Here is a 25,683-nt window from a genome sequence, read left to right as displayed (position 1 = left end):
CTCCCCTCCACAGGCAGGAGATTGACGCGCGTAGAAGTTGGGGGGACAACTGTTCACTCGGCTCTACGCGTGTCACAGAGGGCCACGAGTCCCACACGCTGCCGTTCCATCCTCGTCCCGGCGCCCAGTCACATCCCCCGGAGGGATCCCTTGCCGAGCAGGTCTTCCACGCGCCTCGCCGCGCTCACCGTCGCCGCCGTCTGCGGCGCGGCGTCCGCCGTCGTCCTCACCTCGCCCGCGCACGCCGACTCGGTCCGCGTGCACGACATCCAGGGCACCACCCGGATATCCCCGTTCGCGGGGCAGAAGGTCTCGGACGTCCCCGGCATCGTCACGGCCACCCGCACCTACGGCTCCTCCAAGGGCTTCTGGCTGCAGGACGCCACGCCGGACGACAACCCCGCCACCAGCGAGGGCGTCTTCGTCTTCACCAGCTCCACGCCGAAGGTCGCGGTCGGCGACTCGGTCACGGTGACCGGCACGGTCTCCGAGTACGTCCCCGGCGGCGCCTCCTCCGGCAACCAGTCGGTGACGGAGATCACCAAGCCCACGGTCACCACGGTCTCCACCGGCAACGCCGTCCCGGCGCCGGTCGTCGTCGACGAGGACGCGGTGCCGGACGCCTACGCCCCGGCCGGCGACACCGCCGCGGCCGGCTCGATCAACGGCCTCGCCCTGGACCCGTCGGCGTACGCCCTCGACTACTACGAGTCCCTCGAGGGCATGAACGTCCAGGTCGCCGACGCGCGGGTGGTCACCGCGACCGACCCGTACAGCGAGCTGTGGGTCACGGTGAAGCCGCACGAGCACGCGAGCCGCCGCGGCGGCACGGTCTACGGCTCCTACGACTCCCAGAACACCGGCCGGCTGCAGATCCAGTCGCTGGGCGCGACCGCCGACTTCCCGAAGGCGAACGTCGGCGACACCCTGGCGGGCAGCACCACCGGCCCGCTGGACTTCAACCAGTACGGCGGCTACACCCTGGTCGCGAGCGAGCTGGGCATGCTGAAGAGCGGCGGCCTGCAGCGCGAGACCACGCAGGCGCAGTCGGACCGCGAGCTCGCGGTGGCGACGTACAACGTCGAGAACCTCGACCCGTCGGACGCCACGTTCGACCAGCACGCCGCCGCGATCGTGCACAACCTGCAGTCGCCGGACGTCGTGTCCCTGGAGGAGATCCAGGACAACAACGGCGCCAAGGACGACGGCACGGTCGACGCGAGCGAGACCGTGCACAAGCTGATCGACGCGATCGTCGCGGCCGGCGGCCCGAAGTACGACTGGCGCTCCATCGACCCGGTCAACGACCAGGACGGCGGCGAGCCCGGCGGCAACATCCGCCAGGCGTTCCTGTTCAACCCCGAGCGGGTGTCCTTCGTGGACCGCGCCGGCGGCGACTCGACCACCGCGGTCGGCGTCACCAAGGTGCGCGGCAAGGCGCAGCTCACCGCCTCCCCGGGCCGGGTCGATCCGGCGAACGCGGCCTGGGCGAACAGCCGCAAGCCGCTGGCCGGCGAGTTCGTCTTCCACGGCAAGACGGTCTTCGTCATCGCCAACCACCTGAACTCCAAGGGCGGCGACCAGGGTCTGGCCTCCCAGTACCAGCCGCCGGTGCGCAGCTCGGAGATCCAGCGCCACGCGCAGGCGACGGTGGTGAACGCCTTCGTCAAGGACATCCTGTCGGTGCAGAAGAACGCGAACGTCATCGCGCTCGGCGACATGAACGACTTCGAGTTCTCCGGCACCGCCCGGATCCTCGAGGGCGACGGCGAGCTGTGGTCGGCGATCAAGTCGCTGCCGAGGAGCGAGCGTTACACCTACGACTACCAGGGCAACCAGCAGGTCCTGGACCAGATCCTGGTGAGCCCGGCGATCCGGCGCGACTGCGGCCTCGAGTACGACAGCGTGCACATCAACTCGGAGTTCAACGACCAGATCAGCGACCACGACCCGCAGGTGCTGCGGTTCCGTCCGTAGCCTCCGGCCCGGTTCAGGGCTGGCGGAACACGCCGTTCAGCCAGTCCTGCCAGGCGGCTTCGTTCGCCGGGCCGTCGGCGCCGGGCGCGAAGTCGTGGACGCTGACGCCGAGCGGGGCGCCCCAGTGGCCGCGTCCGAAGAAGCGGATGAGGGCGCTGTCGGTGCGCAGCCCGATGAAGTACGGGTTCCGGTAGTCGACCACGGCGTCCAGGGTCCGCCCGCCGGGCCCCCGGACGCCGGTCTTCGTGCCCGCGGCCGCGTCGTCCGCGAGCCCGAGGGCCCGGGCGACGGCGGCGAGCGCCCCGGGCGTCGCCGAGGCCGCGGGCCCGTGCACCTGGGCGAAGGCGACGGGGCGGGGCGCGAAGTGCGTGAGGTACTCGCACAGCGTGTGCAGGTAGAAGTTGGTGTGCTTGCTCGCGCCGTCGTACTGGTTGTTCCAGTCGCCGGTGAAGATCCCGCTGTGCACGTAGCGCACCCGGGCGCGGCGGCCCTCGTCGCGGGGCTCGACGGTGTGGTCGAGCTGGTTCAGCGACTGGCCGGGCATGCCCACGTCCTCGCTGCGGCTGGTGTAGCGGTGGGGCGGGTCCCAGGCGGTGACGGTGGATCCGAAGGGGCCCCGGCCGCCCTCCCTGGGCTCGGGCGGGTCCATCGGCCACAGATAGCCGCCGGTACCGGTGGTGATCGCCTCCCAGACCTTCTCCGGCGGGACGTCGACCTCGAACTCGCGGACGATCTCGAATTTCTCGGGCATGGCGGGGCTCCTGCTCGGCTCTCGGTCCGGTCCCGGACCGTGGGGTGGAGGGCGACGACGATCCGGCGTCCGCGGCCGCGGCCGGCTCCGCCGGCGGCCGGGCCCTCAGCGGGTCCGGCGGCGGCGGCCGCCGCCTCGGGGTCCTCGGTCACGGTCACGTCCGGCATGCGACCACCCTCGCACCGTTTCCCGTCCAGGAGGACGAGGTCCGCGGTGCGAGGGTGGTCGGCGACGCCGTCCCGCCGGCGGGACAGGCGGTCCGGAGCGGGTCAGGAGCAGCGGCTGCGCTGCCGGCGCCAGGTGACGGCCGCCGCGATCGCGGCGGCGGTCAGGGCGCCCGCGGCCAGCACCGGTCCGGGGTGCCGCCTGCCCGCGTCCAGCGCCCGGTGCAGGGACTGCTGGAGGCCGTCGCCCGCGTGCCGCGCACGCGCACCCCGCTCCTGCAGTGCGTGACCGGCACTGGTGGCCTGCTCCTGCAGTGCGTGCCCGGCGCTCGTGGCGCGTTCCTGCAGGGCGTGCCTGGCCGGGGCGGCACGGTCCTGGACCGCCTGCCGGGCGTGGCCGGACCGGTCCTGCACCGCGTGCCGGGCGTGACTGGACCGCTCCTGCACCGCGTGCCGGGCGTGACTGGACCGCTCCTGCACCGCGTGCCCGGTCCTGGCCGCCCGCTCCTGCACGGTGTGCCCGGCCTGTGCGGCGCTGGAGCGGAGCTGCACCGTCATGGCGCCGGCCTTGTCCTTCAGGTCGGCGGCGCGGGCCTTGGCCCGTCCCTTCATGTCGACCTTGCCGACGAGCTGCTCGACGGTGTCGCCGAGCTGGCTGCGGGTCTGCTCTATCTGGTGCCGCAGTTCGTCGGGGCCCTTGGCGCCCGAGCCGTGCGGGTTCTTGTGGCTCATCGGTGTGCCCTTTCCCTGATCACGTCGACGTCCGCCTTGACGCTGTCGAGCGTCGCCTCGGGTTTGGGCGGGGTCGCGCGGCGCAACTGGGCCCGGCCGGCCATGGCCAGCAGACCGGCCACGGCGAAGAACACCACGGCGACGATCAGCGCCGACGCCCACACGGGCAGCGCGAGGGCGATCGCGGCGGTGGCGGCGCCGGCCAGGGTGATGAGGCCGACGTAACCGACGGCGCCCGCGGCACCGAGCAGTCCGCCGCCCCGTCCGGCATGGCGCCCCTTCTCGGCCAGCTCCTCCTTGGCGAGGGCGACCTCCTGCCGCAGGAGCCGGGAAAGCTGTTCGGTGGCCCGGCTGACGAGTTCACCCGTGGACGGGTGCCCGTCGACAGAGGGCCGTGTCTGCGAGGTCACGGTCACGTGTTCCGCCTCCTCCTCCGTACGGAACCCCCCGAGTACCCAGGCCCGGGTCCGTCACCCTCTCCCCTCTCCCCCCGCCCCGGGTGAGCCGAGCCGGGCGAGTTGCGTCTGGAACCAGTCCAGCCGGGCCTGCAACAGGGCCGCCTCGGCCACGAGTTCGGGTACGCCCAGGTCGCCGTCGGCCGTCAACGCGGCGGACGGCGCGGCGGCGGCCGCCACCACCCGCAGCCCTTCTCCGGCCAGCCGGGCGAACCCGGCGAGCGGGACGGCCGTACGAGCCCCCGCGCAGCCCGCGCACGCGGGCGCCAGGGCCTGCCAGCCGGCCCTGCCCCAGCCGGCGTCGGCGAGCGCGACCGCCCCGGCCCCGCAGGCGCACGGGCCCACGGTCGCCGTGCGCACCCGCTGCCGGGCGTACCGGAAGCCGCGCTCGAAGCGGATGTAGGCGCCGAGCACGGATACTTCGAGCAGGACCGCGGCCCGGTGCTCGGCGGTGCAGAGCAGGGCCTCGGCGGCCGTGCGGTCGTGCACGCAGTGGAAGCCGCAGTCGCACAGCCGCGCGGGCGCACGGTGCCGCCGCCCGTAGACGCAGGACGCGTCGTCGAGCACGCCGTACGGCAGCGCGCCGCCCAGGGACACACCGGTGAACCCGGCCCGGGCGCCGTCCTGCGACAGCACCGGATGGGCGATCTTGTATCCGGTCGGCGGCTCCGTCGGGCGTTCCACCGGGAGCCGCAGCCTCATCGGGCCGCCGGTACCTCTTCGCGGGCCGGCTCGGCCGGTGCGGTGCGGGTGATCTCCTCGGGGAGCTCCGGCTCCTCCTGACGGACGAGGGGCCGCTCCTCGGCGACTCCGGTGGCCAGTGCCTTGCCGAGCTTCATGGTGCCTCCCATGACCGACGTCAATGACCGTCCCGACTCATAGTGACCCATGTCGGCCGACTTGGACACAGGACCTTCGGCCACCACCCTCACTATTCAGTAATACTTACCAATACCTGGTAGCAGATTTAAGTAGAGCTTCACCATCGTCCGGCCGAGACTACCTGCATGACGATCCGACGCAAGCCCTTCGGCCGCACCCTGTGCGCGATGATCACCCCGTTCACCGAGGCGGGCGCGCTCGACCTGGAGGGCGCCGGGCGGCTGGCGGACCGGCTGGTGGCCGGGGGCTGCGACGGGCTGGTGCTGAGCGGCACCACGGGCGAGTCGCCCACCACCACGGACTCCGAGAAGGCGGACCTGATCGCGGCCGTCCGGGAGGCGGTCGGCGACCGGGCCGCGCTGGTGGCCGGCGTCGGCACGGCGGACACCCGGCACACGGCCGAGGGGGCCCGGGCGGCGGAGAAGGCGGGCGCCGACGGCGTGCTGGTGGTGACGCCGTACTACAGCCGGCCGCCGCAGGAGGCGCTGGAAGCGCACTTCCGGCAGGTCGCCGACGCGAGCGGGCTGCCGGTGATGCTCTACGACATCCCGGGCCGCACCGGCACCCGGATCGAGCCGGAGACGATGATCCGGCTCGCCGAACACCCCCGGATCGTCGCGGTCAAGGACTGCTCGTACGACTTCCTCGGCACCCAGAAGGTGCTGGCGGCGACGGAGTTGGCGTACTACGCGGGCTGCGACGAGCATGTGCTCGCGCTGTACGCGGTGGGCGCGGCGGGCTGTGTCAGCACGGTCGCGAACGCGGTGCCGGGGCGGATCGCCGCCGTCCTGGACGCGTTCGACGCGGGCGACACGGCCCGCGCGGCCGAACTCCAGCTGGGCGTGACGCCGTTGATCGAGGCGATGATGGACGCGGGCCTGCCCGGCACGGTCACCGCCAAGGCCCTGCTCGGCCGGCTCGGCCTGCCCGCGGGCCCGGTACGACCGCCCCTGCTGCCCGCCGGCCGGGAGACGGCCGACGCACTGGCGGCACTGTACGAACGGCTCGTCGCACCCTGACCGGCCCGGCGGGGCCGTGACGGTCGTGTCAGATCGTGCCGATGCCCAGAACGGGCAGGCATTCCTCGACGCCGGTCAGCTCGATGTCGTCCCGGCGGACCCGTTCCCACGCGTCCCGGGTGAGCCGCCACTGCTGGATCCTTGCGGGGTCGCCACGGCGGGTGTCCCAGTCCGTGCCGTTCGGTTCGTAACCCAGCCCATGGGAGACGCGGTTGGACGCCGTGTTGTCGACGAAGGCGTCGCTGCCCGCTTCGCGTGCGCCCAGCCCGGCGAAGGCCAGATGCAGGATCGCCGCCCGCATCTCCTTGCCGAGTCCCTGTCCGCGGCTGGCGGGGGCGAGCCACGAGAAGCTGGACACGGTGCCGAACCGGGTGAAGTTCCTGCCGATGAGGTCCTGCATGCCGACCGGTTCGCCGTCGACCATCACCACGAAGTACAGCCGCCACGCATCCGGACTCACGCGGCCCCGGCCGGCCCAGATGCCGCGCAGCCACCGCCACTCGCGTTCGGGGCTGTCGGCGTAGAACGAGATCGGATCGTCGAACGGCCACGGCTCGGCGTCGGCGACCCCGGCGCGCACGAGCGGCACGAGACGTTCCAGCAGTTCGTCGGACGCGCCGGCCAGCGTCAGACGCGGCGTGCGGACTTCGACGTTCAGCGGCGGATAGGTGTGGGCCACGCCCGGACGGTAGCCAGCCCACCCGGCCGCCGCATCCGATTTTCACCGGGCGACGGCGGCCGCCGTCGCCCACTTGGGGGACGCCCGGATGCGGTGCGTGCACGCTTCCGTACGGTCGGTTGCAGGGCCGGGACGTCCCCGGGCCGCCAAGCCGGGAGGTTCGCCATGCGTCGCATCGGCTCGACACTCGCCACACTCGCCGCCGCCGGATCGCTCGCGCTCGCCGTACCGGGCTCGACCTTCGCCGCGACCGGGTTCCTCGCGATCGACGGGGTCCGTCACGACGACCCGAAGGGCTGCTTCGAGATAACCCGGCTGTCCACCGTCTTCAACTTCACGGACACACCCGCCCTGGTCCACAACGTTCCGGGCTGCGCAGGCGGCGTCGTCCAGGTCATCCCCCCGGGGCTGGCGGTACAGGTACCCGGAACGCACAGCGTCTTCATGGGCTGACCAGGCCGAGGTGGAACCCGAGAGGAGGTGCGCGGCCGGCGCTGGCGGGTCATCTCGTGGCCATCGACGAAGCCCGGTCGTCGGTTGGGTCCCGGACAGGGTCTCCGGGCCGCCCCCGGACAGGCCGGGGATGAAAACCATTCGTTCGGAGCTGGAACCCCCGGAAGCCGGCCGCGCACTGGAGACCCTAGGCGCGGGCACTGACAACGGGCCGGCCGGCGGCGGCCGTTGTGCGGTTCGTGTCCGGCTGCGGGACGAACCGGAGGTACGGCGGCGGATGCGGGTGAGCGCCCTCCCCGGGCCGCCGGGGGCCGCGGAAGGGCGCTCACCGGCCGCCCGTGATCAGTTGTGGCTGTGCAGGATGTCGTTCAGGCCGCCCCAGACCGCGTTGTTCGGGCGGGCCTCGACCGCGCCGGTGACCGAGTTGCGGCGGAAGAGGATGTTGGAGGCGCCGTTGAGCTCGCGGGCCTTGACGATCTGGCCGTCGGGCATGGTGACGCGGGTGCCCGCGGTGACGTACAGGCCGGCCTCGACCACGCACTCGTCGCCGAGCGCGATGCCCACGCCCGCCTCGGCGCCGACCAGGCAGCGCTCGCCGATGGAGATGATCACGTTGCCGCCGCCGGACAGCGTGCCCATGGTGGAGGCGCCGCCGCCGATGTCGGAGCCGTCGCCGACCACGACGCCCGCGGAGATGCGGCCCTCGACCATGGAGGTGCCGAGCGTGCCGGCGTTGAAGTTGACGAAGCCCTCGTGCATGACCGTGGTGCCCTCGGAGAGGTGGGCGCCGAGGCGCACCCGGTCGGCGTCGGCGATGCGGACGCCCTTCGGGGCGACGTAGTCCGTCATGCGCGGGAACTTGTCGATCGAGGTGACCTGGAGGTGCAGGCCCTCGGCGCGGGCGTTCAGCCGCACCTTCTCGATGTCGTCGACGGCGACCGGGCCGAGCGAGGTCCAGGCGACGTTGGCGAGGTGACCGAAGACGCCGTCCAGGTTCTGGCCGTGCGGCCTGACCAGGCGGTGCGAGAGCAGGTGCAGGCGCAGGTAGACGTCGTGCGCGTCGACCGGCTTCTCGTCCAGCGAGGCGATGACCGTACGGACCGCGACCACCTCGACGCCCCGGCGGGCGTCCGGGCCGGTCGCCGCGGTCGCACCGCCGCCCAGCAGCTCCGCGGCCCGCTCGGCGGACAGCCGCTCGGTGCCGGCCGGGCCGGGGTCCGCGACCAGCTCGGGGGCCGGGAACCAGGTGTCGAGAACGGTGCCGTCGGAGGCGATGGTGGCGAGGCCGGCGGCCACGGCACCGGTGGTGCGGGAAGCAGTCGTGTCGGTCATGTGGGAAAACCTAACGTGGGCGGGGGCGCGGGAGCGAACCGTGTCTCACGTGCCGGTCGCCGCCTCAGAGGATCAGCCGGGCCAGGGCGTCGCGCGCGTACTCCTCGTCGTAGGAACCGCCGGTGAGCAGCACCTGGAGGCAGATGCCGTCCATCAGCGCCAGCAGGGCCCGGGCCGTCCGCGGATCGGTGCGTTCGGCCAGCCGCGCGGCCGTCCGGCGCGTCCAGCGCGCGGCGACGGGCCGCAGGGCGGGGCGTCTGAGCGCGGCGAGGTACAGCTCGTACTCCAGCTCCGCCCCCGGCCGGTCGCCGGCCAGCCAGTCGCCGAGGACCCGCGCGAGGCCCGCCGCGAGGTCGGCGTCCGGGTCGGCGAGGACCCCGTCGGCGTCGAGCACGTCGCCGAACCCCTCGCCGGCCTGCTCCAGGGCGGCCACCAGCAGGTCGTCCAGGCCGGCGAAGTGGTACGTCGTGGAGCCGAGCGGCACGTCCGCCGCGGCGGCCACCGAGCGGTGGCTGAGCCCCGCGATGCCCTTCTCCCCCGCGACCCGGAGCGCCGCGTCGATGATCCGCTGCCGACGGCCGGGGTCATGACGGCGGGGCATCAGTGCGCACCGCCCAGGTTCAGGACCACCACTCCCCCGATGATCAGGAGTATCCCGGCGACCTTGGCGGTGCTCAGCCCCTCCCCGAAGAGCGTCAGGCCGATGACGGCGATCGTCGCCGTCCCGGCGCCCGACCAGATCGCGTACGCCGTGCCGATGGACACCGTCCGCAGGGTCCGGGCGAGCAGCGCGAAGGCGACGACGTAGCCGAGGGCCGTCACCAGGGAGGGCACCGGCCTGCTGAAGCCCTCGCTGTACTTCATCGCGGTCGTCGCGACGACCTCGGCGGCGATGGCGCAGGCGAGCCAGAGGTATCCCATGTGTACGAGCGTACACATCGGTGCCCGTGCCCGGGCCGGACATGCGGAAGGGGGCCGCGGCACACGGCCGCGGCCCCCTTCGCGGGGTGCTGCGTCAGACGTTGAAGCCGAGCGCGCGAAGCTGCTCGCGCCCGTCGTCCGTGATCTTGTCGGGGCCCCACGGCGGCATCCAGACCCAGTTGATGCGCAACTCGCTGACCAGGCCGTCCGTGGCGGACTTGGCCTGGTCCTCGATCACGTCCGTCAGCGGGCAGGCCGCGGACGTCAGGGTCATGTCGACGGTCGCGATGTTCGCGTCGTCGACGTGGATGCCGTAGATCAGGCCCAGGTTGACGACGTCGATGCCCAGCTCGGGGTCGACGACGTCCATCAGGGCCTCGCGGAGCTCCTCCTCGGAGGCGGGCTTCATCTCCACGGTGTCGCTCATGCCGTCTTCCTTTCGGCGTCGGCGCCGTCCAGTGCCTGGGCCGTCGCGTCCTTCCACGCCATCCAGCTCAGGAGGGCGCACTTGACCCGGGCGGGGTACTTGGAGACGCCGGCGAACGCGACCGCGTCCTCCAGCACCTCCTCCATGGCGTCGTCCGGCTCGATCCTGCCCTTGGACTGCATCAGCTCCAGGAAGGTCTCCTGGATCTTCTGCGCGTCGGCCAGGTCCTTGCCGACCAGCAGCTCGTTCAGCACCGAGGCGGAGGCCTGGCTGATGGAACAGCCCTGGCCCTCGTAACTGACGTCCTCGATGGTCGTGCCGTCGTACTTCACTCGGAGGGTGATCTCGTCGCCGCACGTCGGGTTCACGTGGTGCACCTCGGCGTCGCCATCCCGCAAGCCCCGCCCGTGCGGGTTCTTGTAGTGGTCCAGGATGACTTCCTGGTACATCGAGTCCAGCTTCACGCGTCAGCCCTTCATCCGAAGAAGTTCCGTACGTGCTCCAGCCCGTCGACCAGAGCGTCGATCTCCGCCGGCGTGGAGTACAGATAGAACGACGCTCGCGTGGTCGCGGGAATTCCGTACCGCAGGCAGACGGGGCGCGCGCAGTGGTGACCCACGCGTACCGCGATGCCCTGCTCGTCGAGCACCTGGCCCACGTCGTGCGGGTGGATGTCGCCCAGTGTGAACGAGATCGCGGCCCCGCGGTCCTCGGCCGTGGTCGGGCCGATGATCCGCAGGTCCGGCACCTCGGCGAGCCTCTTCACCGCGTACTCGGTGAGCGCGTGCTCGTGCGCGAGGATCTTGTCCATGCCGAGCGCGCTCAGGTAGTCGATCGCCGCGCCGAGACCGACCGCCTGGGCGATCGGCGGCGTGCCCGCCTCGAACTTGTGGGGCGCCGGGGCGTAGGTCGAGGAGTGCATCGACACCGTCTCGATCATCTCGCCGCCGCCGAGGAACGGGGGCAGGTCCTCCAGCAGCTCCTGGCGGCCCCACAGCACACCGATGCCGGTCGGGGCGCACATCTTGTGACCGGTGAAGGCCACGAAGTCGGCCTGGAGGGCCTGGACGTCGAGCGGCATGTGCGGCGCGGCCTGCGAGGCGTCGACGCACACCAGCGCGCCGACCTCCTGGGCGCGGCGGACTATCGCCTCGACCGGGTTGACCGTGCCCAGGATGTTGGACACCAGCACGAAGGAGACGATCTTCGTCTTCTCGGTGATGACCTCGTCGATGTTGGACAGGTCGAGCCGGCCGTCGTCGGTGAGGCCGAACCACTTCAGCTTCGCGCCCGTGCGCTGCGCGAGCAGCTGCCACGGCACGATGTTGGAGTGGTGCTCCATCTCCGTGATGACGATCTCGGTCTCGTGGTCCACCCGGTAGGGCTCGTCGGCCCAGCCCAGCATGTTGGCCACGAGGTTCAGCGACTCGGAGGCGTTCTTGGTGAAGATCACCTCGTCGCGGCTGGGCGCGTTGATGAACTCGGCGACCTTGTCGCGCGCGCCCTCGTACAGCGCCGTGGCCTCCTCGGCGAGCACATGCACACCGCGGTGGACGTTGGCGTTGTAGCGCTCGTAGTACTCGCTCAGGGCGTCCAGCACCTGACGCGGCTTCTGCGAGGTCGCCGCGTTGTCCAGGTACACGAGCTTCCGGCCGTCGTGGACCGCGCGGTCCAGGATGGGGAAGTCCTTGCGGATCGCCTCGGTGTCGAGGAGGCCCGGCAGTTGCGTCACGCGGATGCGCCACCCTTCGTGTAAGCCTCGTAGCCCTCTTCCTCCAGCTTGTCGGCGAGCTCGGCGCCGCCGGACTCCACGATCCGGCCGGCGGAGAAGACGTGGACGAAGTCGGGCTTGATGTAGCGCAGGATGCGCGTGTAGTGCGTGATCAGCAGGGTGCCGACCTCGCCGGTCTCGCGGACGCGGTTGACGCCCTCGGAGACGATGCGGAGGGCGTCGACGTCCAGACCGGAGTCCGTCTCGTCGAGGATCGCGACCTTCGGCTTGAGCAGCTCGAGCTGGAGGATCTCGTGCCGCTTCTTCTCACCGCCGGAGAAGCCCTCGTTGACGTTGCGCTCGGCGAAGGACGGGTCCATGTTGAGGCGCTCCATGGCCTCCTTGACCTCCTTCACCCAGGTGCGCAGCTTCGGGGCCTCGCCGCGGACGGCGGTGGCGGAGGTGCGCAGGAAGTTGGAGACCGAGACGCCGGGGACCTCGACCGGGTACTGCATCGCCAGGAACAGGCCCGCGCGGGCGCGCTCGTCGACGGACATCTCCAGGACGTCCTCGCCGTCGAGCAGCACGGTGCCGCTGGTGATCGTGTACTTCGGGTGACCCGCGAGCGAGTAGGCGAGGGTCGACTTGCCCGAGCCGTTGGGGCCCATGATGGCGTGCGTCTCGCCCTGCTTCACGGTCAGGTCGACGCCCTTGAGGATCTCCTTCGTGGCGTTGTCGGCCTCGACGGTGACGTGCAGGTCTCGGATTTCAAGCGTTGCCATGGGTGCCTCAGGACTCCTGGGTGAGGGAGACGAGAACGTCGTCCCCTTCGATCTTTACGGGGTATACGGGGACGGGGCGCGTCGCGGGCAGGCCGGACGGCTTGCCGGTGCGCAGGTCGAAGGCGGAGCCGTGCAGCCAGCACTCGATCTGGCAGTCCTCCACCTCGCCCTCGGAGAGGGAGACGTTCGCGTGCGAGCAGATGTCGTGGATGGCGAACACCTCGCCCTCCGTCTTCACGACCGAGACCGGCGTGCCGTCGAGTTCCACCCGCTTCGGGGTGTCCTCCTCCAGCTCGCTCAGCCCGCAGGCGCGTACGAAGGACGTCATGCGACCGAGGCCTCCAGCTCCTGCTCGATCTTGGTGAGCAGGCGCTCCTCGATGTCGGCGACGCCGATCTGCTGGACCAGCTCGGCGAAGAAGCCACGGACCACCAGGCGACGGGCGTCCTGCTCGGGGATGCCGCGGGCCATCAGGTAGAAGAGCTGCTCGTCGTCGAAGCGGCCGGTGGCGGAGGCGTGGCCGGCGCCGACGATCTCACCGGTCTCGATCTCCAGGTTCGGCACCGAGTCGACGCGCGCGCCGTCCGTGAGGACGAGGTTGCGGTTCATCTCGTAGGTGTCCGTGCCCTCGGCGGCGGCCTCGATGAGCACGTCGCCGATCCAGACGGCGTGCGCGTCGTCGCCCTGGAGCGCGCCCTTGTAGACGACGTTCGACTTGCAGTGCGGAGTGTTGTGGGTGACCAGCAGGCGGTGCTCCTGGTGCTGCCCGGCATCGGTGAAGTACAGGCCGAGCAGCTCGGCCTCGCCGCCGGGACCGGCGTACTCCACGCGCGGGTGCAGCCGGACCAGGTCGCCGCCGAAGGTGACGACCACGGACTTGAAGGAGGCGTCCCGGCCGATCAGCGCGTTGTGCTGGGCCACGTGGACGGCCTTCTCGTCCCAGTCCTGGACGGAGACGACGGTCAGCTTGGCGCCGTCGCCCAGGACGTAGTCGACGTTCGCGGCGAGGACCGCGTCACCGGTGTGGTCGATGACGACGACGGCCTCGGCGAAGGCGCCCAGCTCGATCACCTGGTGGCCGAAGGCGACCCCGCCCTCGCCGTGCACGGCGATGCGGATCGGCTCGGTGAGCACCGTCTCCTTGGGGACGGTGACCACGCCGGCCTGCTCGAACGCCGAGTACGCCTGCGCGGCGACGCGGTCCACCGGGGTGCCGGCCCGGCCGATCCGCGCGTCGTCGCGGCCGACGGTCTCGACGGTCACGCCCTCGGGGGCCTCCACGGCGACCTTCACGCCGGCGCCCGTCGCGACGGCGGTGCCGTCGTGCAGGCCGCGCAGGCGCTCCAGCGGCGTGAACCGCCATTCCTCCTCGCGGCCGTGCGGGACCGGGAAGTCCGCCACGTCGAAGGACGGGGGCACGCTCATGCGCGTGGCGACGGTCGACTCGGCGGCCACCGCGATCTGGCCCGCGGTGGTGGAGCCCACGGGGATGTTCTGAGCCTCAGCCATGGCTGTCGGTCTGCTCGCTTTCTTACGTGAGTGGCTTGACGGGAGCGGCGGTGGCGTCAGCCGACCGCGCCCTCCATCTGGAGCTCGATCAGCCGGTTGAGCTCGAGGGCGTACTCCATGGGGAGTTCCTTGGCGATCGGCTCGACGAAGCCGCGCACGATCATCGCCATCGCCTCGAACTCGGACAGACCGCGGCTCATCAGGTAGAAGAGCTGGTCCTCGGAGACCTTGGAGACGGTCGCCTCGTGGCCCATGGAGACGTCGTCCTCGCGGACGTCCACGTAGGGGTACGTGTCGGAGCGGGAGATGGTGTCGACCAGCAGCGCGTCGCAGAGCACGTTGGACTTGGAGCCCGCGGCGCCCTCGCCGATCTCGACCAGGCCGCGGTACGAGGTGCGGCCGCCGCCGCGCGCCACCGACTTGGAGACGATGTTGGACGAGGTGTTCGGCGCCATGTGGACCATCTTGGAGCCGGCGTCCTGGTGCTGGCCCTCGCCCGCGAAGGCGATGGACAGGGTCTCGCCCTTGGCGTGCTCGCCCATCAGGTAGACGGCCGGGTACTTCATCGTCACCTTGGAGCCGATGTTGCCGTCGATCCACTCCATGGTCGCGCCCTCGTAGGCGACGGCGCGCTTGGTGACCAGGTTGTAGACGTTGTTCGACCAGTTCTGGATGGTCGTGTAGCGGCAGCGGGCGTTCTTCTTGACGATGATCTCGACGACCGCGCTGTGCAGCGAGTCCGACTTGTAGATCGGGGCGGTGCAGCCCTCGACGTAGTGCACGTAGGCGCCCTCGTCGACGATGATCAGGGTCCGCTCGAACTGGCCCATGTTCTCCGTGTTGATACGGAAGTAGGCCTGGAGCGGGATCTCGACGTGCACGCCCTTCGGCACGTAGATGAAGGAGCCGCCGGACCACACCGCGGAGTTCAGCGACGCGAACTTGTTGTCGCCGACCGGGATGACCGTCCCGAAGTACTCCTTGAAGAGCTCCGGGTGCTCCTTCAGCGCGGTGTCGGTGTCGAGGAAGATGACGCCCTGCTCCTCCAGGTCCTCACGGATCTGGTGGTAGACGACCTCGGACTCGTACTGGGCCGCGACACCGGCCACGAGGCGCTGCTTCTCCGCCTCGGGGATGCCGAGCTTGTCGTACGTGTTCTTGATGTCCTCGGGCAGGTCCTCCCAGGACTCCGCCTGCTTCTCGGTGGAGCGCACGAAGTACTTGATGTTGTCGAAGTCGATCCCCGACAGGTCCGAGCCCCAGTTCGGCATGGGCTTCTTCTCGAAGAGCCTGAGGCCCTTGAGACGGAGCTTCGTCATCCACTCCGGCTCGGACTTCTTCGCGGAGATGTCCCGGACGACGTCCTCGTTGATGCCGCGCTTCGCAGAGGCGCCGGCAGTGTCGGAGTCGGCCCAGCCGTATTCGTACTTACCCAGACCCTCGAGTTCGGGGTGGGCAGTCTCCGTGGGGAGAGTCATGCGGGGTTCCTCCCGGCCGTGCTTGCAGATGCTTGGTGGCTCTGGTTGTCGGACTTCGAAATCTTGGGGATGAACGTCGTGCAGACGCCGTCGCCGTGCGCGATGGTCGCCAGCCGCTGCACATGGGTACCCAGCAGCTCGGCGAAGATCTCCGTCTCCGCCTCGCACAGCTGCGGGAACTGCTCCGCCACGTGCGCGACCGGGCAGTGGTGCTGGCAGAGCTGCTCACCCCGCTGCGGAAGGGGCGCGCTGCGCGCCGCAGCAGCGTACCCGTCCGCGCTGAGGGCCTTGGCCAGTGCCTCGGCGCGCAGCTCGGGGCCGACGCTCTCGATCGCCTCGCGGTAGGCCTCCGCCTGTGCGGCGAACCGGGCCCGGGCGAAGGCGGCGACCGCCTCCGGACCGCCCTCCCGCTCGGCGATCCAGCGGAGCGCGTCCGCGGCCAGCTTGTCGTACGACTGGTCGAAGGCGTCCCGGCCGCAGTCGGTGAGCGCGAACACCTTGGCGGGCCGGCCGCGCGTGCGCGCGCCGTACACCCGCTGCTCGCGGGCCTCCACGACGTCGTCCGCGACGAGCGCGTCCAGGTGGCGGCGTACGGCGGCCTGGGTCAGGCCCAGCCGTCCGGCCAGCTCGGCGACGGTCGACGGGCCGTGGTCCAGGATGGACCGCGCGACCCGGTTGCGCGTCGAGCGCTCCCCGGTCGCGAGCTCCTCCTGCGGGGTCCCCACCGGGGTCTCCCGAGCCTCGCCGACGTTTTTCACAACGCCATTGTTGCGTAATTCCTCGGAGACTGACAAGCGCCGTCCGGATCACCCCCCGGTGCCCTGCGTCACTTAGGCATACCTAATCCCACCTGCGGAAACGATCTTCTGATCGATCATCCCGCCCGGCCCGGCCAGGCGGCTCACTGGCGCCGCGGCCCCTGGTCGGAGAGACTCCGGGACCATGTCCACACCCCCTCCGACCGGCCCTCTTCTCACCCGGGACAGCCTGGCCGAGGAGCTGCGCCGACTGGGTGTCGAGCGCGGCGAGACCCTCCTGGCACACTCCTCGCTGAGTTCCCTCGGCTGGGTGAACGGGGGCGCCGTCGCCGTCGTCCAGGCGCTCCTCGACGCGCTCGGCCCGGCCGGCACGCTCGTCGTCCCCACCCAGTCCGGCGACCAGTCCGACCCGGCGCTGTGGCGCAGCCCGCGGGTGCCCGAGGAGTGGTGGGACCGCATCCGCGCCACCATGCCCCCGTACGACCCGGCGACCACTCCCTCGCGTGGCGTCGGCGTCGTACCGGAGACCGTGCGGACCTGGCCGGGCGCCCTGCGCAGCGCGCATCCGCAGACCTCCTTCGCGGCCCTCGGCCCCCGCGCGGCCGGCATCGTGGACGGGCACGCCCGCGACTGCCGGCTCGGCGAGCGGAGCCCGCTGGCCCGGCTGGAGAAACTGGACGCCCGGGTGCTGCTGCTCGGCGCCGGCTACGACGCCTGCACCAGCTTCCACCTGGCCGAGTACCGCACCCCGTCGCCGCTGGTGAACGTCGGCCGGCCGGCGCCGGGCGGCGGCTGGGAGACGGTGACCGAGGTGTCGATCACCTCGGACCGCTTCGACGAGCTGGGCCACGACTTCGAACGGGACCGGCCCGTCGTGCGCGGGAGGGTGGGCGCCGCCGACGCGCGCCTGTTCCCGGTGGCGGACGCGGTGGCCTACGCGCAGCGGTGGCTCCCACTGCACCGGCCCCGTGAGGAGGACTTCCAGCACCCCCGCGTCTGAACGCCCGGCGGCGTCCCTAGACTCTGGGTTCATGCGAAGTGAGCCCGTGGTCCAGGTCGAGGCCTTGGTGAAGCGGTACGGCACGAAGACCGCGGTGGACGGGCTGGACCTGGTGGCCCGGGCGGGAGTGACCGCCGTGCTCGGTCCCAACGGGGCGGGCAAGACGACCACGGTCGAGACCTGCGAGGGGTACCGGAGGCCGGATTCCGGCACGGTGCGCGTCCTGGGCCTCGACCCGGTACGGCAGTCCGCCGACCTGCGTCCCCGGATCGGCGTGATGCTCCAGTCCGGCGGCGTGTACTCCGGCGCCCGGGCCGACGAGATGCTGCGGCACGTCGCCAGACTGCACGCGCACCCGCTGGACGTGGACGCGCTGATCGAGCGCCTCGGGCTGGGCTCCTGCGGCCGGACCTCCTACCGGCGGCTGTCCGGCGGCCAGCAGCAGCGGCTCGCGCTCGCCATGGCCGTCGTCGGGCGCCCCGAGCTGGTGTTCCTGGACGAGCCGACCGCGGGACTCGACCCGCAGGCCCGCCGGGCCACCTGGGACCTGGTGCGGGACCTGCGCGCCGACGGCGTCTCGGTGATCCTCACCACGCATTACATGGAAGAGGCCGAGCAGCTCGCCGACGACGTGGCGATCATCGACGGCGGCCGGGTCATCGCCCAGGGCTCGCCGGAGGAGCTGTGCAAGGGCGGCGCGGAGAACACCCTGCGCTTCACCGGCCGCCCCGGCCTCGACGTGGCCTCCCTGCTGAAGGCGCTGCCCGCCGACTGCACGGCCGCCGAGCTGACCCCGGGCGCCTACCGGGTCTCCGGCAAGGTGAACCCCCAGCTGCTGGCGACGGTGACCTCGTGGTGCGCCCAGCACGGGGTGATGCCGGACCGCATCTCGGTCGAGCGGCACACCCTCGAGGACGTCTTTCTGGAGATCACGGGCAAGGAGCTGCGTTCATGAGCACCGCGTCGGGTACGTACACCCCCAGGCCGGGCGCGGCGCCCCTCCCCCGCATGATCGCGGCGCAGGCGGCGCTGGAGACGCGGATGCTGCTGCGCAACGGCGAGCAACTGCTGCTGACGGTCGTGATCCCGACCCTGCTGCTGGTCCTGTTCAGCTCCGTGGACATCGTGGACACCGGCAAGGGCGAGGCCGTGGACTTCCTCGCGCCCGGCATCCTCGCCCTCGCCGTGATGTCCACGGCGTTCACCGGGCAGGCCATCGCGACCGGCTTCGAGCGCCGCTACGGCGTGCTCAAGCGGCTGGCCTCCTCCCCGCTGCCCCGCTGGGGTCTGATGGCCGCGAAGACGGCGTCGGTGCTGGTCACGGAGATCCTCCAGGTGATCCTGCTGACCGCGATCGCGTTCGCCCTCGGCTGGTCCCCGCACGGCAGTCCCTTCGCCGTACTGCTCCTGCTGGTGCTCGGCACGGCCGCCTTCTCCGGGCTCGGCCTGCTGATGGCCGGCACGCTGAAGGCGGAGGCGACGCTGGCCGCCGCCAACCTGGTCTTCCTGCTGCTGCTCGTCGGCGGCGGGGTCGTCGTCCCGCTGGAGAAGTTCGGCTCGGCCGGCCGGCACGTGCTCGGCCTGCTGCCGATCTCGGCGCTCTCCGACGGGCTCCGGGACGTCCTCCAGCACGGGGCCGGGGTGCCCTGGGGCGATCTGGGGATCCTCGCGGTGTGGGCGGTCCTGGGACTGGCCGCGGCGGGGAAGTTCTTCCGCTGGGAGTGAGGCGCGATGGACCCTCGTGAAAGTGTGCACAAGCGGCGGCCTACCATGGTGCACGTGCCCAAGCTGACCCTCGCCGACGCCACCGCGGCGCTGCGCAACCCGCTCGCCTTCATCGCCGACCGCTGGACCCCGGATCCCCGGACCGTCCGGCGGGCGGCGCTCGCCGCGCTCGTCATGGCGGTGATCATCGTGGTCACCGGCGGCGCGGTCCGCCTCACCGGCTCGGGCCTCGGCTGCCCGACCTGGCCGACCTGCACCGAGGACTCGCTGACCACCACCCGGGCCATGGGCTTCCACGGGGTCGTCGAGTTCGGCAACCGCATGCTGACGTACGTGCTGTGCGCCGCCGTCGGCTGGGCGATCGTCGCCGCGCGTGCCCAGAAGCCGCGGCGGCGGAGCCTGACCCGGCTGGGCTGGGCGCAGTTCTGGGTGGTCATGGGCAACGCGGTGCTCGGCGGCATCGTCGTCCTGGTCGGCCTGAACCCGTACACGGTCGCCGCGCACTTCCTGCTCTCCTCCGGGCTGATCGCCATCGCCACGGTGATGTGGCAGCGCACCCGCGAGGGCGACGAGGCGCCGCGTCCGCTGGTCGGCAAGGCGGTGCAGCAGCTCGTGTGGTTCCTGGTGGCCGCCTCGGTGCTGCTCCTCGCGGTCGGCACGGTGGTGACCGGGGCCGGCCCGCACGCGGGCGACTCCTCGGAGGTGCCGCGGATCCCGATCGACTGGGAGACCGTCTCCAAGCTGCACGCGGTGCTCGCCTGGATCGTGGTGACGCTGACCTTCGCGCTGTGGTTCGTGCTGAAGGCGGTGGACGCGCCCGGCGGACCCCTGGCACGCACCCGGGAGCTGTTCCTCATCCTGCTCGGGCAGGGTGTCATCGGCTACGTGCAGTACTTGACGCACCTGCCCGAAATCCTCGTCGCCCTGCACATGCTCGGCTCGTGCCTGGTGTGGATCGGGGTGCTGCGGGTGCTGCTCGCGCTCCGGGAGCGCCCCGGGGGCGCCCTCGACGTGCCCGGCCCCTCTGCCGAGGTGGCGGTGGGCACGCGCGCGTAGGTCATCCGTACACGGTGACCAGTTCGTCGATCGCCGGGCCGAGGTAGGCCCGGGTCAGCCCGGCGCGGCGGGCGAGCCAGGCCTCGTCCCGCGGGGCCGGAGCGCCGTAGCGCCGCCGGGTGATGTCCTCCACGACCTCGGCGGGCGCGCCCAGGGCGGCCAGCTCGGTCAGCGCCTCCCGCTTGGAGACCAGCCGTCCGTCGCGCAGGGTCACGGTGGCGCGGGCGAAGGTGAGCAGTCCGAGGTCCACCCAGACGTCCTGCCGCCACAGCCGGGCGCGGTCCACATGGGGCCGCCAGTAGTCCCGCTGGTCCCGTACGACGAACTCGCCGAGCTGCCGGTCCGGGACCGGCGGCAGCAGCCCGGCCGGCGGCCCGCCGTGCAGGACCCGGCCGAAGTCGTGCAGTTCACGCCGGGTCACGGGGGTGACCGGGCGGCGCGTCACACGGCCGTGCGCCCAGGTCAGGTGGGACCGGCCGGGGTCCCCCGACGCGGCCGGGGTGAGGTAGGTGCAGTGCAGCCCGGCCGCGAGCGGTGCGGCGCGCAGCCTGCGGTGCGTCCGGACCACCCCGCGCACCGTGCCCAGGGTGAGCGGGTCCGGGAGCACCGCGATCAGGTCGAGGTCGCTGCGGCCCTCCTGGTAGTCGCCGCCGGCCAGCGAGCCGTGCGCCCAGAGGGCCAGCGGCCGCAGCGGGGCGAGGTCGCGCAGGAAGCGGGCGAGGAGCGCTTCGGTCGGCGTGGCATCGGTGGGCATGGCAGCAGTCTGTACGGCGCCGGCGCCGCCGCACACCCCTGCGCACATCCCTCAGTCCAGCGCGTAGACCCGCCGCGCGTTGTCCGCGGCGACCATCCGGGCCACCCGCTGGGCGTCGTCCGGTGACCAGGCGTCCTCGGCGACCCAGGCGCCCAGCACCCGGCTCAGGGCCTCGCGGAACAGCAGGGCGCCGACGACGTGCAGCTCGGGCAGGCCGTGGCCGCCGCTGGAGAAGAGGATCTTGCCGAAGGGCGCCAGTTCGAGGATCTCGGCGAGGACCGTGACCGCCCGGGCGCCGGTGCGCACGAGGGCCGCGCCGGAGTCGGCGTACACGTGCGGGAAGACTCCGGCGAGGTGGGCGGCGTGGCGGTGGTACGGGTAGCCGTGCAGCAGGATCAGGTCGGTGCCGAGCCCGGCGGTGGCGCGCACGAAGTCGGTGAGCAGCACCGGGTCGGTGCGGTCGATGCGGGAGCCGGGCTCGCCGAGCCCGGCGTGGAGCTGGAGGGGCCGGCCCGAGGCGACCGCGATCCACAGCAGGTGCCGCAGCAGCACCGGGTCCGTCAGCGCCCCGCCCACCCGGCGTCCGGCCAGCCAGCGGCCCGCCGCGCCCCGCACCTCGCCCGGGCCCGGCGGCTCGGGGGCGAGGGCCAGGCCGTGTCTGACGCCGGCGACGGAGGTGAAGGCGACCGCCTCGGCGGCGGCCCCGTGCACCGACTCGGCGAGGTTGGCGAGGAAGCACTCGACGGTGCCCGAGGTGTCCGCGACCTGCTCGGCGAGGAGTTCCAGGCGGACGATCTCGTGGGCCTCGGCGTCGCCCGCGGACGCCAGCTCCGCCGGGCCCGTGAGGTCGCCCGGCAGGCCCGTGTCGACCAGGTAGGTGGTGATCCCGCTGCCCCGCAGCAGCCGGCGGCCCGCCTCCAGGACGCCCAGTTCGCGGCGCCGGGCCAGGTACCGGGCGGGCGGGCAGTGGGGCTCCAGGCCGAGCAGGGGCGGGCACCAGCGGCGTACGGCGAAGCCGGTCTGGGTGTCGAAGAGGGTGGTGCCCGGCGCCGGCGGTCCCTCGGTGCGCGCGAGCCGGGCCTCGAAGGTGCCGAGGCCCAGCTCGGTGCGCAGCACGCCGTGGCAGTACTGGTCCACGAGGGACGGCGTTTCGATCATGCGGGCTCCCCGGGGAGGCGCTGCGCTTCTTGCAGGGCCTAACGGGTGAACCCGCGATCCGGTGCCGCCTCAGGGCCGTTCGAACTGGCGGCCCCAGGCGTCAGCCGTTGCTCGGGCCGCCGACCTGGATGCCCGCCATCCGGCTCCACTCGTAGCGTCCGGTGGTCACCTTGGCGGCGAACTCGCCGTCGAAGGACTCGTGGACGGTGATGCCGGCCTTCTCCACGGCCTGCTCGGCGACGGCGGTGCTGGGCGCCACCAGGTCGCCCCAGCCGCCGTCCGCGCCGACGAGCACGATGCGGGCGCCGCGCTCGCCGATGTGGGCCACCTGGCCCTCGGCGCCGCCGTGGGCCTTGGAGAAGGCGCCGATCTGCCGGGCCAGCTTCGCCGCGCGGCGCTCGTCCTTGGGGTCAACCTGCTGCGTGTCTGCCATGGACAGGATGCTACTCACGGGTAGATCGACTGGCGAGGGCAGGGCCGTGTGACCTGTGCCCGGTGCGGGTCAGCGCAGGAACGGGTCGACGGCGACCGCGACGAAGAGGATGGAGACATAGGTGATGGACCAGTGGAACAGCCGCATCTCCTTGAGCTTCACGCCCGTGACCTCGGCCTTCGCCCGGTTCTGCAGTCCGTGCGCCTCCCACAGCCAGAAGCCGCCGGCCGCGAGGGCGACCACGGTGTAGAACCAGCCGGTGTAGCCGAGGGGGGTGAGCAGCAGGGAGACGGCGACCATCACCCAGCTGTAGATGACGATCTGCCGGGCGACCACCTTGTTGGAGGCGATCACGGGGAGCATCGGCACGCCCACGCGCGCGTAGTCCTCCTTGACCTTCATGGACAGCGGCCAGTAGTGCGGCGGCGTCCAGAAGAACATGACGAGGAAGAGGACCACCGGCGCCCAGGACATCGAGTTCGTCACCGCGGACCAGCCGATCAGCACCGGCAGGCAGCCGGCGATGCCGCCCCAGACGATGTTCTGCGAGGTGCGCCGCTTGAGGATCATCGTGTAGACGACGACGTAGAAGAGGAGCGCTCCGAGTGACAGCCAGGCGGACAGCCAGTTGACGGTCAGCCCGAACAGCAGCGTCGAGACGACCGCCAGGGTGATGCCGAAGGCCAGGCACTCGCGCGGGCTGACCATGCCGGTCACCAGCGGCCGCTGCGAGGTGCGGTCCATCAGCGCGTCGATGTCCCGGTCGATGTACATGTTCAGCGCGTTTGCGCCGCCCGCCGAGAGGTACCCGCCCACACAGGTGAGGAGGACCAGCTTCAGGTCGGGCACGCCCTGCTGAGCCAGGAACATCACCGGAACGGTGGTGATGAGCAGCAGCTCGATGATCCGCGGCTTGGTCAGCGCCACGAACGCCTTGACACGGGCCCCGAACGGCCGGTGAACCGGGCTCCGGTTCGCATCAGGAACCGCACCCTCCCCCAGTGCCTCAAGGGCCTGGGAGGTGCCCCCAGGACGGGATTCGACGGCCGTCACGCACACCCCTGACAGAGACTCCCAGCGAGCCTCCCCTCTTTGAAGGCCGGGTAAGGGCTCGCGCGTACCACGCCACTTTAGACGTTGCCCAGACCCCGGCCTCAGCGGGGGTGGGGTCGTGTTGGCCGGCCGCGCGTCCGAGGTGCGGTGGGGCTCGATTGAGCAGTCGGATGAGCGGCTCCGTATTCATCTGCCAAATGCGCTGTCGGCCAGTCGGGAGGCGGATGTCCAAGAGTCCCGGCAGTCTGTAATGACTCGAAAAAACGCACGTCCTTACGGGGGTAGGCTCGTGACGGCCGGTGTGCAGGCAGTGCGCACCGGCGGCCGGGAGGGGGCACGCCCCCAGGGCCGGCGTCCGACATGTGGAGAGGAGCCCTGACCCAGGGTGAGCACCAAGCCGACCACCACAGACCTTGAGTGGACCGAGCTGGACCAGCGGGCCGTGGACACCGCCCGGGTCCTGGCCGCCGACGCCGTACAGAAGGTCGGCAACGGCCATCCCGGTACGGCGATGAGCCTGGCCCCGGCCGCATACACCCTCTTCCAGAAGGTGATGCGGCACGACCCGGCCGACCCGGAGTGGGTCGGCCGTGACCGCTTCGTGCTGTCCGCCGGCCACTCGTCCCTGACCCTCTACACGCAGCTCTACCTGGCCGGCTTCGGCCTGGAGCTGGAGGACCTGGAGTCCTTCCGCACCTGGGGCTCGAAGACCCCGGGCCACCCCGAGTACGGACACACCAAGGGCGTGGAGACCACGACCGGCCCGCTGGGCCAGGGTGTGGCCAACGCGGTAGGCATGGCGATGGCCTCCCGCTACGAGCGCGGGCTGTTCGACCCCGAGGCCGCGCCGGGCGAGTCGCCCTTCGACCACTACATCTACTGCATCGCCGGTGACGGCTGCCTCCAGGAGGGCATCTCGGCCGAGGCGTCCTCGCTGGCCGGCCACCAGAAGCTCGGCAACCTCATCCTGCTGTGGGACGACAACCACATCTCGATCGAGGGCGACACCGAGACCGCCGTCTCCGAGGACACCGTCAAGCGCTACGAGGCCTACGGCTGGCACGTGCAGCGGGTCGCCCCGAAGCCGGACGGCGACCTCGACCCGCACGCGCTCTACGACGCCGTCGAGGCCGCGAAGCAGGTCACGGACCGGCCGTCCTTCATCGCGATGCGCTCGATCATCGCCTGGCCGGCCCCGAACGCGCAGAACACCGAGGCCGCCCACGGCTCGGCGCTCGGCGACGACGAGGTCGCGGCGACCAAGCGCGTCCTCGGCTTCGACCCGGAGCGCAGCTTCGAGGTCGCCGACGAGGTCCTCGCCCACACCCGCAAGGCGCTGGAGCGCGGGGCGCAGGCGAAGGCCGAGTGGGAGAAGTCGCTGCAGGTGTGGCGGGACGGCAACGCCGAGCGCGCCGCCGACTTCGACCGCATCGCCAAGGGCGAGCTGCCGGCCGGCTGGGAGGAGAAGCTCCCGGTCTTCGAGCCGGGCAAGGGCATCGCGACGCGTGCCGCCTCCGGCAAGGTTCTGCAGGCCCTCGGCGCGGTGATCCCCGAGCTGTGGGGCGGTTCCGCCGACCTCGCCGGGTCGAACAACACCACCATCGACAAGGACAGCTCCTTCCTGCCGGCGGGCAACCCGCTGCCGGAGGCGAACCCGTACGGCCGCACGATCCACTTCGGCATCCGCGAGCACTCCATGGCCGCGGAGATGAACGGCATCACCCTGCACGGCAACACCCGCGTCTACGGCGGCACCTTCCTGGTGTTCTCCGACTACATGCGCAACGCGGTGCGGCTGTCGGCCCTGATGCACCTGCCGGTGACCTACGTGTGGACGCACGACTCCATCGGCCTCGGCGAGGACGGCCCGACCCACCAGCCGGTCGAGCACATCGCCTCGCTGCGCGCGATCCCGGGCCTGAACGTCGTCCGCCCGGCGGACGCCAACGAGACCGCGATCGCCTGGCGCGAGATCCTCAAGCGCTACACCAAGGAGTTCGGCAAGGGGCAGCCGCACGGCCTGGTGCTCACCCGGCAGGGCGTGCCGATCTACGAGCCCAACGACGAGGCCGCGCGCGGCGGTTACGTCCTGATGGAGGCCGACGGCGGCGAGCCGCAGGTCGTCCTGATCGCCACCGGCTCCGAGGTGCACGTGGCCGTGGAGGCGCGTGAGGAGCTGCAGGCCGAGGGCGTGCCCACCCGGGTCGTGTCCATGCCGTCCGTGGAGTGGTTCGAGGAGCAGGACCAGGGGTACCGGGACTCCGTGCTGCCGCCGTCCGTGAAGGCCCGTGTCGCCGTGGAGGCGGGCATCGGCCTGACCTGGCACAAGTACGTCGGGGACGCCGGCCGCATCGTTTCGCTGGAGCACTTCGGTGCTTCCGCCGACGGCAAGGTGCTCTTCCGCGAGTTCGGCTTCACCGCCGAGAACGTGGCCGCCAAGGCCCGGGAATCCCTGGCCGCCGCCCAGCGCTGAC

29 protein-coding genes are annotated in these 25,683 nt (G+C 71.7%); 8 read left to right on the top strand and 21 right to left on the bottom strand.

Going from position 1 to position 25,683, the window contains the following annotated elements; translation table 11 throughout:
• Positions 1-150: 150 nt before the first annotated feature.
• On the top strand, positions 151-1,977 hold the full coding sequence (locus tag ACFYU0_RS25635; protein ID WP_389304391.1) for an endonuclease/exonuclease/phosphatase family protein: 1,827 nt from the start codon (positions 151-153) through the stop codon (positions 1,975-1,977).
• Between the two features lie 13 nt (positions 1,978-1,990).
• Here ACFYU0_RS25635 and ACFYU0_RS25630 read toward each other — a convergent pair whose 3' ends face one another.
• The 5 genes from ACFYU0_RS25630 to ACFYU0_RS25610 form a co-directional block, all read right to left on the bottom strand.
• The gene (locus tag ACFYU0_RS25630; protein WP_389304390.1) at positions 1,991-2,728 is read right to left on the bottom strand and encodes an SRPBCC domain-containing protein; all 738 of its coding nucleotides are present in this window, start codon (positions 2,726-2,728) and stop codon (positions 1,991-1,993) included.
• Positions 2,729-2,997: 269 nt separating this feature from the next.
• Positions 2,998-3,624 carry a DUF3618 domain-containing protein gene (locus ACFYU0_RS25625; protein WP_389304388.1) on the bottom strand — a complete coding sequence of 209 codons (627 nt, stop codon included), beginning with the start codon at positions 3,622-3,624 and terminating at the stop codon, positions 2,998-3,000.
• Complete coding sequence (locus ACFYU0_RS25620) at positions 3,621-4,040, bottom strand: phage holin family protein (protein WP_351669260.1); 420 nt, start codon at positions 4,038-4,040, stop codon at positions 3,621-3,623. Before ACFYU0_RS25620 ends, ACFYU0_RS25625 begins: the two co-directional genes overlap by 4 nt.
• A 54-nt stretch (positions 4,041-4,094) precedes the next feature.
• Entirely contained in the window at positions 4,095-4,781 is a 687-nt protein-coding gene (locus ACFYU0_RS25615; RefSeq protein WP_389304385.1) for a hypothetical protein, read from the bottom strand.
• Positions 4,778-4,918 carry a hypothetical protein gene (locus ACFYU0_RS25610; RefSeq protein ID WP_351669262.1) on the bottom strand — a complete coding sequence of 47 codons (141 nt, stop codon included), beginning with the start codon at positions 4,916-4,918 and terminating at the stop codon, positions 4,778-4,780. The genes ACFYU0_RS25615 and ACFYU0_RS25610 overlap by 4 nt, the downstream gene beginning before the upstream one ends.
• A gap of 168 nt (positions 4,919-5,086) precedes the next feature.
• Here ACFYU0_RS25610 and dapA point away from each other — a divergent pair, with 168 nt between their 5' ends.
• Positions 5,087-5,980 (top strand): 4-hydroxy-tetrahydrodipicolinate synthase, encoded by an 894-nt coding sequence (gene dapA / locus ACFYU0_RS25605; RefSeq protein ID WP_389304383.1) that lies wholly within the window; start codon positions 5,087-5,089, stop codon positions 5,978-5,980.
• A 28-nt stretch (positions 5,981-6,008) separates the two neighbouring features.
• Here dapA and ACFYU0_RS25600 read toward each other — a convergent pair whose 3' ends face one another.
• Positions 6,009-6,659, bottom strand: a complete 651-nt coding sequence (locus ACFYU0_RS25600; RefSeq protein WP_351669264.1) for a GNAT family protein — start codon at positions 6,657-6,659, stop codon at positions 6,009-6,011.
• A 165-nt stretch (positions 6,660-6,824) separates the two neighbouring features.
• Between ACFYU0_RS25600 and ACFYU0_RS25595 the strand changes: the two genes are divergently transcribed.
• Positions 6,825-7,112 carry a hypothetical protein gene (locus ACFYU0_RS25595; protein ID WP_351669265.1) on the top strand — a complete coding sequence of 96 codons (288 nt, stop codon included), beginning with the start codon at positions 6,825-6,827 and terminating at the stop codon, positions 7,110-7,112.
• Positions 7,113-7,454: 342 nt separating this feature from the next.
• On the opposite strand, the gene dapD is transcribed toward ACFYU0_RS25595, so the two are convergent.
• From dapD to ACFYU0_RS25540, 11 genes are all read right to left on the bottom strand, one after another.
• On the bottom strand, positions 7,455-8,444 hold the full coding sequence (gene dapD / locus ACFYU0_RS25590; RefSeq protein ID WP_351669266.1) for a 2,3,4,5-tetrahydropyridine-2,6-dicarboxylate N-succinyltransferase: 990 nt from the start codon (positions 8,442-8,444) through the stop codon (positions 7,455-7,457).
• Positions 8,445-8,508: 64 nt separating this feature from the next.
• Positions 8,509-9,045, bottom strand: a complete 537-nt coding sequence (locus tag ACFYU0_RS25585; protein WP_389304380.1) for a TetR/AcrR family transcriptional regulator — start codon at positions 9,043-9,045, stop codon at positions 8,509-8,511.
• Positions 9,045-9,365: a multidrug efflux SMR transporter gene (locus ACFYU0_RS25580; protein WP_351669268.1), complete on the bottom strand. Its 321-nt coding sequence runs from the start codon at positions 9,363-9,365 to the stop codon at positions 9,045-9,047. Before ACFYU0_RS25580 ends, ACFYU0_RS25585 begins: the two co-directional genes overlap by 1 nt.
• A gap of 94 nt (positions 9,366-9,459) precedes the next feature.
• Positions 9,460-9,792 (bottom strand): metal-sulfur cluster assembly factor, encoded by a 333-nt coding sequence (locus tag ACFYU0_RS25575; protein ID WP_131569140.1) that lies wholly within the window; start codon positions 9,790-9,792, stop codon positions 9,460-9,462.
• Positions 9,789-10,256: a Fe-S cluster assembly sulfur transfer protein SufU gene (gene sufU / locus ACFYU0_RS25570; RefSeq protein ID WP_199210101.1), complete on the bottom strand. Its 468-nt coding sequence runs from the start codon at positions 10,254-10,256 to the stop codon at positions 9,789-9,791. Before sufU ends, ACFYU0_RS25575 begins: the two co-directional genes overlap by 4 nt.
• An 11-nt stretch (positions 10,257-10,267) precedes the next feature.
• The gene (locus ACFYU0_RS25565; protein WP_351669269.1) at positions 10,268-11,524 is read right to left on the bottom strand and encodes a cysteine desulfurase; all 1,257 of its coding nucleotides are present in this window, start codon (positions 11,522-11,524) and stop codon (positions 10,268-10,270) included.
• Entirely contained in the window at positions 11,521-12,285 is a 765-nt protein-coding gene (gene sufC / locus ACFYU0_RS25560; protein ID WP_351669270.1) for a Fe-S cluster assembly ATPase SufC, read from the bottom strand. The genes ACFYU0_RS25565 and sufC overlap by 4 nt, the downstream gene beginning before the upstream one ends.
• Before the next feature lie 7 nt (positions 12,286-12,292).
• Positions 12,293-12,613, bottom strand: coding sequence for a Rieske 2Fe-2S domain-containing protein (locus ACFYU0_RS25555; protein WP_199210104.1), 321 nt, complete (start codon positions 12,611-12,613; stop codon positions 12,293-12,295).
• Positions 12,610-13,794: a Fe-S cluster assembly protein SufD gene (sufD, locus tag ACFYU0_RS25550; protein ID WP_389304376.1), complete on the bottom strand. Its 1,185-nt coding sequence runs from the start codon at positions 13,792-13,794 to the stop codon at positions 12,610-12,612. Before sufD ends, ACFYU0_RS25555 begins: the two co-directional genes overlap by 4 nt.
• Positions 13,795-13,850: 56 nt before the next feature.
• Complete coding sequence (sufB, locus tag ACFYU0_RS25545) at positions 13,851-15,272, bottom strand: Fe-S cluster assembly protein SufB (protein WP_199210105.1); 1,422 nt, start codon at positions 15,270-15,272, stop codon at positions 13,851-13,853.
• Positions 15,269-16,030, bottom strand: a complete 762-nt coding sequence (locus ACFYU0_RS25540; RefSeq protein ID WP_351669272.1) for an ArsR family transcriptional regulator — start codon at positions 16,028-16,030, stop codon at positions 15,269-15,271. Before ACFYU0_RS25540 ends, sufB begins: the two co-directional genes overlap by 4 nt.
• A gap of 184 nt (positions 16,031-16,214) precedes the next feature.
• Between ACFYU0_RS25540 and ACFYU0_RS25535 the strand changes: the two genes are divergently transcribed.
• From ACFYU0_RS25535 to ACFYU0_RS25520, 4 genes are read left to right on the top strand one after another with little or no spacing between them, the layout of a single operon-like run.
• On the top strand, positions 16,215-17,030 hold the full coding sequence (locus tag ACFYU0_RS25535; RefSeq protein WP_389304373.1) for an aminoglycoside N(3)-acetyltransferase: 816 nt from the start codon (positions 16,215-16,217) through the stop codon (positions 17,028-17,030).
• A gap of 31 nt (positions 17,031-17,061) precedes the next feature.
• Positions 17,062-17,985 carry an ABC transporter ATP-binding protein gene (locus ACFYU0_RS25530; protein ID WP_351669274.1) on the top strand — a complete coding sequence of 308 codons (924 nt, stop codon included), beginning with the start codon at positions 17,062-17,064 and terminating at the stop codon, positions 17,983-17,985.
• Entirely contained in the window at positions 17,982-18,755 is a 774-nt protein-coding gene (locus ACFYU0_RS25525; protein WP_351669275.1) for an ABC transporter permease, read from the top strand. The genes ACFYU0_RS25530 and ACFYU0_RS25525 overlap by 4 nt, the downstream gene beginning before the upstream one ends.
• Positions 18,756-18,800: 45 nt before the next feature.
• On the top strand, positions 18,801-19,811 hold the full coding sequence (locus tag ACFYU0_RS25520; protein ID WP_389304370.1) for a heme A synthase: 1,011 nt from the start codon (positions 18,801-18,803) through the stop codon (positions 19,809-19,811).
• Between the two features lies 1 nt (position 19,812).
• Here ACFYU0_RS25520 and ACFYU0_RS25515 read toward each other — a convergent pair whose 3' ends face one another.
• The 4 genes from ACFYU0_RS25515 to ACFYU0_RS25500 all read right to left on the bottom strand — a co-directional run bounded on the left by ACFYU0_RS25515 (position 19,813) and on the right by ACFYU0_RS25500 (position 23,215).
• Complete coding sequence (locus ACFYU0_RS25515) at positions 19,813-20,565, bottom strand: nucleotidyltransferase domain-containing protein (protein ID WP_389304368.1); 753 nt, start codon at positions 20,563-20,565, stop codon at positions 19,813-19,815.
• Between the two features lie 51 nt (positions 20,566-20,616).
• On the bottom strand, positions 20,617-21,723 hold the full coding sequence (locus ACFYU0_RS25510; protein ID WP_389304367.1) for an amidohydrolase family protein: 1,107 nt from the start codon (positions 21,721-21,723) through the stop codon (positions 20,617-20,619).
• Positions 21,724-21,823: 100 nt separating this feature from the next.
• Positions 21,824-22,156: a hypothetical protein gene (locus tag ACFYU0_RS25505; protein ID WP_351669279.1), complete on the bottom strand. Its 333-nt coding sequence runs from the start codon at positions 22,154-22,156 to the stop codon at positions 21,824-21,826.
• Positions 22,157-22,225: 69 nt separating this feature from the next.
• Positions 22,226-23,215 carry a heme o synthase gene (locus ACFYU0_RS25500; protein WP_389304365.1) on the bottom strand — a complete coding sequence of 330 codons (990 nt, stop codon included), beginning with the start codon at positions 23,213-23,215 and terminating at the stop codon, positions 22,226-22,228.
• Between the two features lie 379 nt (positions 23,216-23,594).
• On the opposite strand from ACFYU0_RS25500, the gene tkt reads away from it, so the two are divergent.
• Positions 23,595-25,682, top strand: a complete 2,088-nt coding sequence (gene tkt, locus ACFYU0_RS25495) for a transketolase (protein ID WP_389304364.1) — start codon at positions 23,595-23,597, stop codon at positions 25,680-25,682.
• Position 25,683: the final 1 nt, after the last annotated feature.

It is taken from the genome of Streptomyces sp. NPDC003720, assembly GCF_042875075.1.
In the GTDB taxonomy this organism is placed as follows: domain Bacteria; phylum Actinomycetota; class Actinomycetes; order Streptomycetales; family Streptomycetaceae; genus Streptomyces.
This window is presented reverse-complemented; position numbering and strand designations above follow the sequence as displayed.

Excerpts from the sequence above, each read along its gene's own strand:
- ACFYU0_RS25630 (WP_389304390.1), bottom strand. The coding sequence starts at position 2,728 with ATGCCCGAGAAATTCGAGATCGTCCGCGAGTTCGAGGTCGACGTCCCG.
- ACFYU0_RS25625 (WP_389304388.1), bottom strand. The coding sequence starts at position 3,624 with ATGAGCCACAAGAACCCGCACGGCTCGGGCGCCAAGGGCCCCGACGAA.
- ACFYU0_RS25615 (WP_389304385.1), bottom strand. The coding sequence starts at position 4,781 with ATGAGGCTGCGGCTCCCGGTGGAACGCCCGACGGAGCCGCCGACCGGA.
- ACFYU0_RS25610 (WP_351669262.1), bottom strand. The coding sequence starts at position 4,918 with ATGAAGCTCGGCAAGGCACTGGCCACCGGAGTCGCCGAGGAGCGGCCC.
- dapA (WP_389304383.1), top strand. The coding sequence starts at position 5,087 with ATGACGATCCGACGCAAGCCCTTCGGCCGCACCCTGTGCGCGATGATC.
- ACFYU0_RS25595 (WP_351669265.1), top strand. The coding sequence starts at position 6,825 with ATGCGTCGCATCGGCTCGACACTCGCCACACTCGCCGCCGCCGGATCG.
- dapD (WP_351669266.1), bottom strand. The coding sequence starts at position 8,444 with ATGACCGACACGACTGCTTCCCGCACCACCGGTGCCGTGGCCGCCGGC.
- ACFYU0_RS25585 (WP_389304380.1), bottom strand. The coding sequence starts at position 9,045 with ATGCCCCGCCGTCATGACCCCGGCCGTCGGCAGCGGATCATCGACGCG.
- ACFYU0_RS25580 (WP_351669268.1), bottom strand. The coding sequence starts at position 9,365 with ATGGGATACCTCTGGCTCGCCTGCGCCATCGCCGCCGAGGTCGTCGCG.
- ACFYU0_RS25575 (WP_131569140.1), bottom strand. The coding sequence starts at position 9,792 with ATGAGCGACACCGTGGAGATGAAGCCCGCCTCCGAGGAGGAGCTCCGC.
- sufC (WP_351669270.1), bottom strand. The coding sequence starts at position 12,285 with ATGGCAACGCTTGAAATCCGAGACCTGCACGTCACCGTCGAGGCCGAC.
- ACFYU0_RS25555 (WP_199210104.1), bottom strand. The coding sequence starts at position 12,613 with ATGACGTCCTTCGTACGCGCCTGCGGGCTGAGCGAGCTGGAGGAGGAC.
- sufD (WP_389304376.1), bottom strand. The coding sequence starts at position 13,794 with ATGGCTGAGGCTCAGAACATCCCCGTGGGCTCCACCACCGCGGGCCAG.
- sufB (WP_199210105.1), bottom strand. The coding sequence starts at position 15,272 with ATGACTCTCCCCACGGAGACTGCCCACCCCGAACTCGAGGGTCTGGGT.
- ACFYU0_RS25535 (WP_389304373.1), top strand. The coding sequence starts at position 16,215 with ATGTCCACACCCCCTCCGACCGGCCCTCTTCTCACCCGGGACAGCCTG.
- ACFYU0_RS25530 (WP_351669274.1), top strand. The coding sequence starts at position 17,062 with ATGCGAAGTGAGCCCGTGGTCCAGGTCGAGGCCTTGGTGAAGCGGTAC.
- ACFYU0_RS25525 (WP_351669275.1), top strand. The coding sequence starts at position 17,982 with ATGAGCACCGCGTCGGGTACGTACACCCCCAGGCCGGGCGCGGCGCCC.
- ACFYU0_RS25520 (WP_389304370.1), top strand. The coding sequence starts at position 18,801 with ATGGTGCACGTGCCCAAGCTGACCCTCGCCGACGCCACCGCGGCGCTG.
- ACFYU0_RS25515 (WP_389304368.1), bottom strand. The coding sequence starts at position 20,565 with ATGCCCACCGATGCCACGCCGACCGAAGCGCTCCTCGCCCGCTTCCTG.
- ACFYU0_RS25510 (WP_389304367.1), bottom strand. The coding sequence starts at position 21,723 with ATGATCGAAACGCCGTCCCTCGTGGACCAGTACTGCCACGGCGTGCTG.
- ACFYU0_RS25505 (WP_351669279.1), bottom strand. The coding sequence starts at position 22,156 with ATGGCAGACACGCAGCAGGTTGACCCCAAGGACGAGCGCCGCGCGGCG.